Origin of the sequence: Acetobacter tropicalis (assembly GCF_030644465.1) — a bacterium.
GTDB lineage: Bacteria > Pseudomonadota > Alphaproteobacteria > Acetobacterales > Acetobacteraceae > Acetobacter > Acetobacter tropicalis.
The window spans coordinates 3077460-3089068 of sequence record NZ_JAUYUW010000001.1 but is presented as its reverse complement, the minus strand read 5'-3'; the positions used below and the strand labels follow the sequence as shown (position 1 = coordinate 3089068).

Here is an 11609-nt window from a genome sequence, read left to right as displayed (position 1 = left end):
TAGTGGCCCGCTCCGACCCAAACACGCTCAGGGCGGCTATGAAAAAGCCGAATTCGACGCTCCTTGCCATGCCACCCAGAGGCAAAATCAACGGCTGCAAACTACGGAAGCCGAAGCTCCTGAAGGCTCTTCCTGCCGTTTTTTATTCAGGCTGAGCGGGGAGAGTAAATGTATTAGCGGGAATGCTGATGCCAGTATGCACATCAAATAGTGTCACACGTGTCTCCCGTCCTTGCGAATCCAACACACTCCATGAGCGCAGTGACACAGGTTTGTCATGGAACACCAATGTCAGGCTGCCATCGCCCGGAGAGGATGTTCTTACCAATGAGACCTGCACCAGCCCGCCTTCATGAGCGAAGCCGGTAATGGTCACATCGTCAGAGAGACTGACATGCTGACGCAACAGCAAGCCTAACGGAGTACGCTCCATGGGAATAACCGTGGTCTGATCCAACTGATTATCACGGAACACTACCTTTCCGTCGTTCGCCACCAGCAAAAGCGGGGTGGGTGGATCATACGCCAAACGCATCTGGCCAGGCCGCTTCATCCACACCACACCCGTTGTACGTTTACCGTCGGCATCCAGTTGCTGCATCCGCGCCTGAAAGGTGGTGGCGCTGTTCAACGCCTGCTCAATCTTTGCCAACCATGCCCGATCAGAGTCGGAAAGCGGCGCAGACTCTGGGGCGGCAGCCTCCTGCTGCGGCACGGACATCCGCGCGCCAGCTTCTTGGGCTGACGCCACAGAAACACTGCCTCCGGCAATAACCGGCAGCAGGAGCACCGCACCAGCCACCAACCCATGCCGAAATGAGGAAAAGGCGCGTGAAACCATGGTCATATGTTCTGATATTCCTACTGGGACCTATTGAGGACGGAGCCCGCTATCAGACCGTCCTCTCACGCCATTATTATGGCACTCTCCCGCCAACTGTAACAGGGACGATGGCGGCACTCTCGGGAATCCCTTCCTGCGGCATGACATTCTTGGGCCATACGCTAATCGTACCTCCTCCCTCCCCGGTCTAACGCGCCATGCAGACAATGTCGGATGTATGGGAAGGGAAAATTCTCAGAAAGACTAAGGAAAGCCATTACGCGAACATCAAAGCAAGCGCGCCGCATAACACGGCTGCTTTCGTGCCCTTTAAACCCACCACAGGACCTTCCTCCCACGTATTCCTCAGACAGCGACACGCCCCAACACGAGCGCCAAAGCAACAGCCAGCCCAATTTCGCGGCTGAAGCGGAATTGCGTGAGGCAGAGAGCCGGATCTGCGGGGTTTACCGTGGTCGCCTGCCGCGCCAGCAGCACAACCGGCAGAAGCAGCGCAGGCCAGAACAGCAGACCAACTCCCGCCAGCCCACCGGCAACAGCCAGCAGCCCTACCATACCTGCGTAGCACGCCCCGATAAATCCGCGCGCCTGTGACACCCACAGTCGGGACGTAGACTTCACACCAATGCGGGCATCGTCCTCCATGTCCTGAAAACCATATATGGTGTCAAAGCCCAGCTGCCACAGAATGGTCGCGCCATAGAGCGCCGCCTGCGCCCAGGAAAGAGAACCCGCAGCGGCAGCATAACCCATGGGCGCGCCAAACCCGAACGTGAAGCCCATCACCAGTTGCGGCCACCACGTAAACCGCTTTGCCAACGGATAAAGGGCCACCAGCACCAGAGAAGACACACCAAGCAGACAGGATAAGCCGTTCAACTGCACCAGAACCGCCAGCCCGATCAGCAGCAGCAGCAGCAGGAACAGGACCGCCTGCCGCATGCTCAATGCGCCGGACGCCAGCGGACGGCCTGCCGTGCGCACCACCTGACGGTCAATATCACGGTCCCACATGTCATTCACCACGCAGCCCGCAGCGCGCATGACAAGACTGCCAATGCCAAACAGGATGATCAGCCGCACCCGCTCCGCCACCATCACATCACGCGGCAGCAGGATTCCCCACACGCCGGGCAGGAACAATAACCACGTGCCAATGGGCCGATCCAGCCGCGCCAGCAGGGCATACGCCTGCAAGCCAGCAGGAAGGCGGCTAATCCACCCCGTGGTTTTGATATCAGTATGAGAAGAGGAGGCTGATACGGACACGGGGCTGATTTATCCCTGATTGCTGAAACATTTCCATGGGCAATTCCCGTAAAAAACTGCCTGAGCACCCTTTACAGCCCCACCCACCCTGCAAACCCAGAGCCTACATGCTGCGGGGGCCGAGAACACGCCATGACGGGGCTATCCTGATCCCTCCGCATGATAGCGAATGCAGAAAGCCCTATCCCGGCCCTCATACGACGATTGAAGGGATGTCACAAACTGGTTCCTCATGAAGACCTTTGCATAACAGGCCGTTCGCGCCTAAATGTGACCTCCTCATTCTGTGGGTACCCTGCCCGCTCCCCTTTTTCAGCCAGATCATCAGAGCATGAGCGCCCACGCCCACCTTCCTCGCCTTTACATACCAGCCGACACGTTGCCGGTAGCCGCTCCGGGCGCGTCCTGCCCGCTGCCGCCTGCGCAGGCCCGGTATCTGGGGACTGTGCTGCGCAAGCAGGCAGGCGATTCCGTACGCATTTTCAACGGCAGCATGGGCGAATGGCTGGCAACGCTCGCCCACATCCGCAAGGATAAAGGCAGCCTCCTGTTAGCTGAACGCTTACGCGCACCGCCGCCCCCACCCGCTCTTGTGCTTGCCTTTGCTCTCCTGAAGCGGGATGCCACAGATCTGGTCCTGCGCATGGGCACGGAGCTTGGTGTGACCAGCTTCCAACCGCTGATAACAGAGCGAACCAATACGCATCGCGTCAATCTTGACCGGCTGACCGCCATTGCCACGGAAGCCGCCGAGCAATGTGAGCGGATGGATATTCCGCATGTTGCCGAACCATGCCTGTTGACAACGCTGCTTGGTTCCTGGCCGGAAAACCACCGCCTGTTTGCTGCAATAGAGCGCACACAGGACCGCGGGCTCACTCCAAACGTAACGTTTCGGGATGCCCGCGCCGGTGATGGATTGCTGATTGGTCCGGAAGGCGGCCTGAGTGATGCGGAATGTCAGGCCCTCCTTGCGCGCCCCTTTGTTGCCCCTGTCTCACTGGGCGCATTGGTGCTTCGTGCGGATACCGCCGTGGCGTCGGGACTGGCTTTGATGAGTGACGGCTTGCGCTCTACACAGGATCAGTCACAATAACCGTACTTCTCCGTTCTGAGCCGTGCAGCGCCACGGACCGACTTTCAAGGAACAATACGCTCTCATGTCCAACGCTGGTGCCCTAGACGATACGCCTGTCCGCTCTGTTTCGCAGTTGGCCGAAATTCTGGCGCAGGGATGCAAACCTCGAGACGCATGGCGCATTGGCACCGAACATGAGAAATTTGGCTTCATCCGCCCGGAAGCCGCCAACAATGGCAGTAACCCACAGGGGGGCCGCCCGGCCTACGCCGCCCCACCCTATGCCCCTGCGGGCATTGAGGACCTGCTGATCGGGCTACAGAAAAGCGCGCCCGATGACTGGCAACCTATTCTGGATGCAGGCAGCATTATCGGCCTGAAAGGGCAGAATGACGCCAAAGGAGCTGGCATTTCGCTTGAACCGGCAGGGCAGTTTGAACTCTCCGGCGCGCCCTTGCGGACCTTGCATGAAACCGCACAGGAACTAAACGACCATTACGAGGCCGTGCGCCCACTGGCCCGCAAGCTGGGGCTGGGCTTCGCACCCCTGGGCTTTCATCCCACAGCCTCCCGTGACGACCAACCCTGGATGCCCAAATCCCGCTACGCCATCATGCGGGATTACATGCCCAAGGTGGGCAAGCTGGGGCTGGACATGATGCAGCGCACCTGCACCGTGCAGGTCAATCTGGATTTTGGCTCTGAACAGGACATGGTCCGCAAGATGCAGGTCTCGCTGGCCCTGCAACCTGTGGCGACCGCGCTGTTCGCCAACTCGCCGTTTGTCGAGGGCAAGCCCAATAACTTTCTCTCAAACCGGGCACGAATCTGGACAGATACGGACAACGCCCGCTCCGGCATGCCCGCCTGTGTGTTTGAAAAAGACTTCAGTTTTGAACGCTATGCGGAATGGGCGCTTGATGTTCCCATGTATTTCATCATGCGCAATGGCAAAATGCGCAACGTGGCGGGCCGGTCTTTCCGTGCCTGGATGAATGGAGAGCATCAGGACGGACTGGATGATGTCACCCCCACGCTGGGTGATTTTGAAGATCACCTGACTACAGCCTTCCCGGATGTGCGCCTTAAACAGTTTCTGGAAATGCGGGGAGCCGATGCAGGCTCCTTTGAAATGATGATGGCGCAGTCCGCCCTGTGGGTGGGCCTGCTGTATGATGACGCCGCGCTGGAAGCCGCTTACGAACTGGTGCGCGAACGCCCGTGGGAAGATTACGTGAAGCTGCGCAGCCTTGTGCCCATGCAGGCACTGGACACACCATGGGGCGACGGCACGGTGCGCGATCTGGCCGCACAGATGATCGGCATTGCCATGGATGGCTTGCAAGGCCGCGGCATTGTGGATGACAATGGCGTGGAAGAGTGGGCCTATCTGGCCCCCCTCACCGCTCTTGCCGCTGGTGCCCCCACGCAGGCTGAACGGTGGCTGGACCGCTATTACGGCGCATGGATGGGCGATACCAACCGTATCTTCCTGGAAAGCGAGATCTGATTACCCACGCATAAACAGGCGGCTTGCACTTAAAGCCGCCGCACTGGCTGCCACACAGGTGGCAGCCAGCAGGCAGGCCCGCGCGCCCTCATGCGCGAACTGGGCAAAGAACGCTGCAACCCCCATCGCGCCGAATGCCTGCCCTGCCTGCCGGGCCACCTGCACCATGCCGCTGGCTCCGCCCGCACGGGCATGCGAAACCGAAACCATCATGGCGCGATTATTAGGCGGCTGAAAAAAACCAAACCCCCACCCGGCAAGGGCTGTACGCCAGGCAATATCCAAAACGGACGGCTGCAATGGCAGGAGCCACAACAACAGAAAGCCCGTGGCGGTAACAGACAGCCCGATGGATGAGAGTACACCGGCAGAAACACTATCCGCCACCCGCCTTACTACAGGGGCCGCACACATGATACCAATAGGCCATGGGGTAATCAGCAAGCCTGTCAGCGCAGCACTCAGGCCCAGTTCATCATGCAAGGTGAACGGCATGGAAATGATGTAGAAGTTGGAGGCCACAAACCCCAGAAAGCCTGTAGCAAACGCCACGGCAAAGTCCGGTCTGGCCAGCAGATCAACGGGCAGAATGGGCTGAGGCGCTTCTGCCTCGCGCCGCACCAGCACCACGCCTGCACCAAGTCCTATGACAATCAGGCAGACGGAAAGTGCCACGTTACCGTGATGGGAAAGTTCGTCACACCCCATCACCAAGGCACCTACGCCCAGAATGCACAAAAAACTGCCCAGAGTGTCAGATTTCTGGTTACTGCGGGGTGTTTCCGGCAGCGCTTTGAAAGCCATAATCAACGCCAAAGCCCCTAATGGCAGATTGACCCAGAACAGCCACGGCCATGACGCTACACTGAGAATAACCGCTGCTGCCGTAGGGCCAAGAGCCACGCCCACAGCCACTACAACCCCGTTAAGAGCAATACCGCGCCCGATTTCCGCATGAGGATAGATAAAGCGCAACAAAGCAATATTCACGCTCATGATGCAGGCGCCCCCAATACCCTGAAGCACCCGCGCACCCGCCAGCATAGGCAGAGACGTTGCCGTGGCGCACAGCAGGGAAGATGTCATGAACACCATGATCCCGGCCCGGCACAACCGCGAAAACCCGACCTTGTTCCCTAAGGACGCCAGAGGCAGCAGGGAAACCAGACTGGCAAGCTGATAGGCGTTCACCACCCAGATGGAAGCGGAAGCAGAAGCCTTGAGATCTCGTGCTATGTCGGGCAACGCCACATTGGCAATGGCGTAATCAAGCAAGGCCAGTAGCACGGAAAGAGAGACGGCAATCACAGCCATTGTGCGCGCCGACCCTTGCAGGCCATCCGCTGAAGAAGAAATATTTAAGCGCTCATCCGGATGCGCAAGGTCTGCCATGGGCTACAAAGCTCCTGTTTCATTAACGTCATGATCTTGCGCTGCGCGCCTCTGTGCCATTCCTCTTCCGAAAGAGAAAGTATTTTATCCGCCGCGCCTGTGAGGCATCCCTTCACACGAAAACGTGCAACAGGCTTGCTATAACACGCCCGGTTTTCCCCGATGGAGTATTCTCCGGGTTTTCACGCCCTTGTGCCCGAAGTTTGTCACACAACGCCGCATCAGAGGCATCGTCCCTTCAATCAAGGAGTTGACAGCGCCCTCCCGGCTCGCTCCATCCTCAGACCATGACGCCTCTTCTCGCTACGATGCTGACAGCCGCCGCCATCCTGACACTGGTCTTACTGATTGGATGGGTGCGCCTTAACCCATTCATGACATTGTTTATTGTCTCGGTCGGGTTAGCTCTGGTGGCGGGCATGCCTGCGGAAAAAGCCATTGCCTCGTTTGAAACAGGCATGGGCCATGTGCTCGGGCATGTGGCGGGAGTCATGGCGCTGGGCACCATGCTGGGGAAAATTCTGGCCGAAACCGGAGGAGCTGATCAGATTGCGCTCACCATCTCCCGTCTCGCTGGCAAAAAACGGCTGAACTGGGCCATGATGGTCATTGGCCTGCTGGTCGGCCTGCCTGTGTTTTATGAGGTCGGGTTCGTTTTGCTTATCCCGCTGGCTGTTGTTCTGTCCCGCCAGAACAACCTGCCCCTGCCCATGCTGGCATTTCCCATGGCGGCGGCACTTTCCGTCACGCACGCTATGGTACCCCCGCACCCCGCCACGCTTCTGGCCATTTCGGCCTACCATGCCCATACGGCACGCACGTTATTCTGGGGCATCCTGATCGGCACACCTATCGCCGCAATTGCTGGCCCGCTATACGCCTATTACATTGTGCCACGCTTGGGAGACATTGCCCCCACGGCTCTGGCCGCCCAGTTTTCCCGTGCCTCCACACCGCAGAAGCTCCCTTCTTTCGCTCTTTCCTGCCTTACGCTGCTAGTGCCGGTTGTTCTCATGCTGGGTGGCGCTGTGGCGGAGATGATTTGGCCCGCCACAGCATGGCCGTATCGTGTACTTCACTTTCTCGGAAATACAGATATTGCGCTGCTGGTCGCCACATTGATGTCCTTCTGGCTGCTTGGCAGCATCAGTGGTCTTTCCCGCGAAACCATTCTGCGATTTTCAAATGAATGTCTTGCCCCCACCGCCACCATCATGCTGCTGATTGGCGCAGGCGGCGGTTTTGGCCGGGAACTGATTGATAGTGGCCTGTCTCATTCCATTACGGACATGGCGCTGGGGGCTCATGTCCCCCTACTGGTGCTGGCATGGCTGCTCGCGCTTCTGGTCCGCATTGCCACAGGCTCAGCTACCGTCGCCACCACCACAGCATCAGGCATTGTCGGCCCCATTCTGGCCTCTTCCCCCACTGTCTCTCCCGAGCTTCTGGTGCTGGTGACTGGTGCGGGATCTGTCGGGTTCAGTCTGATGAATGATGCGGGCTTTTGGCAGATGAAGGAATATCTGGGCATGAACCTCAGCCAGACCCTACGTAGCTGGACGGTTATAGAAACCCTGATCGCCATACTCGGGCTGCTGATCTGCCTGCCCTTGTCTTGGATTATCCACTAACGCGTTGCCACATGCCCCTCTGCAGCACACGCATCAAGAGGAGTGGCGCGCATTCCGCATACGCAGAAGGGCTTCACAGGCACTCAGAAAACTCATTTTAGGATTGGCTTTGCTGTAGGCATACAAGAAGGTAATGTCTTCATCCAACACTTGGTTAGACGTTGCATAATTCAGCGCTTTTTTCTTGTACGCGCCACTTACCACATTGAGCCCACTTATGAAGCCCTGGTACCAAGTGTAATAATAATACACTCCGTCCATTTTCTTTTGCTCATGCATCTGGGCAAATTCTTCGCATCGCGTAATGCCCAAACCGTATATCTTCGGACTTTCTTGGGAGGGCGGTGCTGACGTTATAAATCGTGCCTGATCCTCCGGGGTAAAGGAATGACGGTTTTCAGCAAGATAATCCGGTATCTGGTTGAGGTTTACAAACCGTCCCTCACCATCAATCTCATATCGTTTGCCTGTATCCCCAACAATATATTTGAATTTTTCTCCTGTATCATCAGTAACAAGTTCACCTTTATCATCTATAAAATAAGCCTCTGCGTTATCTCCAACCACAAAGCACTTTAATTTGGCGCCAATTTCGGCCATTTTTTTGATAAGATGATCGTCTGGATACTTGGCGGATATCGTGCCAGGATAATACCAAAGAGTATTTTCCCCTCTTTCCACAATTTCTCTGTCCGGATGGCCGACATAAATTATAGTGCCTTGGCCCTCAATTTCGACACCGTCTTTGTTTCTCTCTGCTTCATAAGCAAGCGACGGATCTGTAGCCACCACAGCATAAACCATATCCTGCGTAAGCTGTAACAAAGGCCGGCCAGCATCAGGCCACATAAAGGCTTCACGGGTAATGGTGACGTCATATCCCATAAAAATATCCTTCCTTAATATGGCTTCATTACCTGCCATAAAAACGGTTTAGATTTTGAGAGGTTCTTTCAGGAAAATCTGCTCAAAAACGAAAAATGCTTTCCTCCCATCGGAAGAAAGCATCTTTCAGAAAAACCAAGAATGAGAAATGCACTTGCTCAGCGGTCTGCGTAAGGATTCTTTGTACCACGCAACTGCAAACGAATAGGCACGCCCGGCAGATCGAACGTTTCACGCAGGCCATTGATCAGATACCGCTTGTAATCTTCTGGCAGCAATTCCGCACGGGTGCCGAAAATAACAAACGTTGGCGGACGGGACTTCACCTGCGTCATATAACGCAGCTTCAGGCGGCGACCTTCCACCAAGGGGGGCGTATGGCGTTCAAGCGCAGCTTCAAACCAGCGGTTCAGTTCACCTGTCGGCACACGGGCGTTCCAGACTGTCCAGGCATCCCGCACGGCAGGCAACAGGCGGCGCAGACCTGCACCCGTCAGGGCGGAAAAAGTCACCACGGGCACGCCACGCATCTGCGCCAGAGAAATGCTCAGCCGATCCAGAATGGCCTTACGGGTGCCTATCCGGTCTTCCACCATATCCCATTTATTGAGCGCCAGAACGCATGCACGGCCTTCGCGCTCAATCAGGCGGGCAATCTGCAAATCCTGCTCATGCACGCCCAGCGTGGCATCAAGCACCAGCACAGCCACTTCCGCCATTTTTAGCGCTTCGATGGAAGCCGAAACGGACATTTTTTCCAACGCCTCATCAATCCGCGCCTTTCGGCGCAGACCGGCTGTATCAACAACCTCGAACTCATCGCCATCATCATAAAGCGTAACAGCAACCGAATCGCGGGTCAGGCCGGGTTCCGGGCCGGTAATCATCCGCTCTTCGCCCAGAAGGGCATTCATCAGAGTCGATTTTCCCGCATTAGGACGGCCAACAATGGCAAGACGCATAGGGCCTTTGGGGCGAGCTTCAAGAACCTCCTCACCCTCTGGCACATCCACTCCCTCAGCAGAAAACCCATCTTCCGGAAGCTCTTCTTCTTCCGGTTCCGGTTCGGGAGGCAAATGCTCCACAATTTCAGACATGAGGTCAGCAAGACCTTCCCCATGCTCGGCAGAAACCGCAACCGGTTCACCCAACCCAAGTGCATAGGCTTCCATAGCAGAAGCAGCACCAGACCGGCCTTCAGCCTTGTTGGCCACCAGCAACACTGGACGGCCCTGACGGCGCACCCATTGGGCAAAATGTTCATCTGCAGGTGTAATGCCCGCACGGGCATCCACACAGAACAGCACCAGAGCCGCATTAACCATTGCGCCTTCTGAAGAAGACCGCATACGGCCAAACAACGTATCAGGCGCAGCTTCTTCCAGCCCGGCGGTATCAATCAGGCGGATATGCCGCCCGCGCACAATGGCAAGGCCTTCCTTACGGTCACGTGTCACGCCGGGGGTATCTGCCACCAGAGCCTGACGCCGCCCGACCAACCGATTAAAAAGAGTGGATTTTCCAACATTGGGGCGGCCTACAATGGCCACAACCGGGAGGTCACCCGAAGGAAGCGGCGCCACTGGCCGCATAGGCCGACGGCGATCAGCCATAAGAGCGTAGCTTTCCGTCGTTCGTTACAATCAACATTTGCTCATCAACAACAATAGGCGGCACGAAAGAAACCGCATCAGAAGAATCAACGGAGATAATACCGCCAGTTACTGGGTTAACCCGCACCACACCATTACCCGGCAGAGTGCTGATGCAGACCAGTTGCCCACCAGCCATAACGGGGCCAATCCACGTTATGATATCTTTGCTCACATCCACACGGCGGAAGCGGCGCAACTGCGTAATCCAGCGCACATGGCCGGAAAGACGATCAATGCAGGTCAACTGCTCGTCCAGAGACACCACAAACAGCCAGTCCCCTACGCACAGAATGCTGTTCTGGCTTGCAACCGCACGTTCCCACAGCCGACGCCCGGTCCGGATATCCACGGCGGCCAGAACCTGCGCCATGCTGACAGCATAGACCGTGCTGTCCACCACTACAGGCAGGCCACGTACACAGGTCAGGTTCAGGGTGCTGGCCTGGCTGTTCACGTTGCCAAGCATTTCACTCCAGACAACCTCACCAGTTTCAGCACGGAAAGCGATAAGATCACCCCCGCCAAAACCGCCAATCACCACCCCGTTGGCATAGGCTGGTGCCGGCAGCCCAAACACCGTTGTGTCTGCCTGCGTGGCCCCATAGGACCAGAGCTGACGGCCCGTTGCGGCATCCAGCGCAAAAAAGCGTTCATCAATCGTGCCAAAGAAGACACGGCCATCAACAACCGTGGGAGCAGAACGGCCGGGGGTGCCGATATCTGAACGCCACTTTACTTTCCCTGTTGTCGCATCCACCGCCAGCGCTTCTGAAATAGCACTGACAATATAGACAGTGTCTCCATCCACAGCCACGCCACCGCCCAGATTGCTGGACCGCATCTTTTTCGGCTTGGGGTCAATGGTCCAAAGATGAGACATGCGCGGCCACGAGAACGCACGCACAACGCCCTGCGCATCCATAATGAACAGACGGCCATTCAGAATAACCGGCGAAGACTGGATCAGCCCCCGGCCAAAACCACCCAGAGCCGCCCAGGCCAGCATATCAGGCTCGGAAATACCGGCACCAATGGATTTGGACCACCGCTCACGCAGGCCCGCCCATTTATAGTTGCTGCCCACATGAGACCCAACCCGACCCACCAGCGGCCAGTCAGAAACCGTAATCGGCTCTGGCAGCGTAATGGGGGTGTGGTCTTCCTTATCCACTTCCAACCCGGAACCTGAGGACAGTACATCTGTCCTGTGCCCGGCCAGAATTGGCTTTTCATCCTCATCAAACAGGCTGCATCCGGCCAGAGCAGGCGCAAGAGCCGCTCCCGCCAGAAGTTTCCGGCGCCCCAGCGGAGCCCGCACTATGTTAGAAGAGCGCGTCTTGGTCAT

Annotated in this window: 9 protein-coding genes; 3 read left to right on the top strand and 6 right to left on the bottom strand. The window is 57.1% G+C overall.

The genetic code is table 11. The features are described 5' to 3' along the window. Positions 1 to 142 precede the first annotated feature (142 nt). Positions 143 to 721, bottom strand: a complete 579-nt coding sequence (locus tag QWU00_RS13980; protein WP_392388273.1) for a LolA family protein — start codon at positions 719 to 721, stop codon at positions 143 to 145. Positions 722 to 1189: 468 nt separating this feature from the next. Further along, positions 1190 to 2113: a 4-hydroxybenzoate octaprenyltransferase gene (ubiA, locus tag QWU00_RS13975; RefSeq protein ID WP_035380949.1), complete on the bottom strand. Its 924-nt coding sequence runs from the start codon at positions 2111 to 2113 to the stop codon at positions 1190 to 1192. A 331-nt stretch (positions 2114 to 2444) separates the two neighbouring features. Between ubiA and QWU00_RS13970 the strand changes: the two genes are divergently transcribed. Then, on the top strand, positions 2445 to 3209 hold the full coding sequence (locus tag QWU00_RS13970) for a 16S rRNA (uracil(1498)-N(3))-methyltransferase (protein ID WP_035381074.1): 765 nt from the start codon (positions 2445 to 2447) through the stop codon (positions 3207 to 3209). Positions 3210 to 3273: 64 nt separating this feature from the next. Next, a complete protein-coding gene (locus QWU00_RS13965) occupies positions 3274 to 4701 on the top strand; it encodes a glutamate--cysteine ligase (RefSeq protein ID WP_035380951.1) in 1428 nt (475 codons plus the stop codon). On the opposite strand, the gene QWU00_RS13960 is transcribed toward QWU00_RS13965, so the two are convergent. Beyond that, positions 4702 to 6093, bottom strand: a complete 1392-nt coding sequence (locus QWU00_RS13960; RefSeq protein WP_035380954.1) for an MFS transporter — start codon at positions 6091 to 6093, stop codon at positions 4702 to 4704. Positions 6094 to 6380: 287 nt separating this feature from the next. Between QWU00_RS13960 and QWU00_RS13955 the strand changes: the two genes are divergently transcribed. Beyond that, on the top strand, positions 6381 to 7724 hold the full coding sequence (locus QWU00_RS13955) for a GntT/GntP/DsdX family permease (RefSeq protein ID WP_035380956.1): 1344 nt from the start codon (positions 6381 to 6383) through the stop codon (positions 7722 to 7724). 33 nt (positions 7725 to 7757) lie between these two features. Here QWU00_RS13955 and QWU00_RS13950 read toward each other — a convergent pair whose 3' ends face one another. The 3 genes from QWU00_RS13950 to QWU00_RS13940 all read right to left on the bottom strand — a co-directional run bounded on the left by QWU00_RS13950 (position 7758) and on the right by QWU00_RS13940 (position 11609). Then, a complete protein-coding gene (locus QWU00_RS13950) occupies positions 7758 to 8609 on the bottom strand; it encodes a hypothetical protein (protein WP_035380958.1) in 852 nt (283 codons plus the stop codon). Positions 8610 to 8767: 158 nt separating this feature from the next. Beyond that, positions 8768 to 10222: a ribosome biogenesis GTPase Der gene (gene der / locus QWU00_RS13945; RefSeq protein ID WP_081939082.1), complete on the bottom strand. Its 1455-nt coding sequence runs from the start codon at positions 10220 to 10222 to the stop codon at positions 8768 to 8770. Further along, the gene (locus QWU00_RS13940; RefSeq protein WP_045542030.1) at positions 10215 to 11609 is read right to left on the bottom strand and encodes a PQQ-like beta-propeller repeat protein; all 1395 of its coding nucleotides are present in this window, start codon (positions 11607 to 11609) and stop codon (positions 10215 to 10217) included. The genes der and QWU00_RS13940 overlap by 8 nt, the downstream gene beginning before the upstream one ends.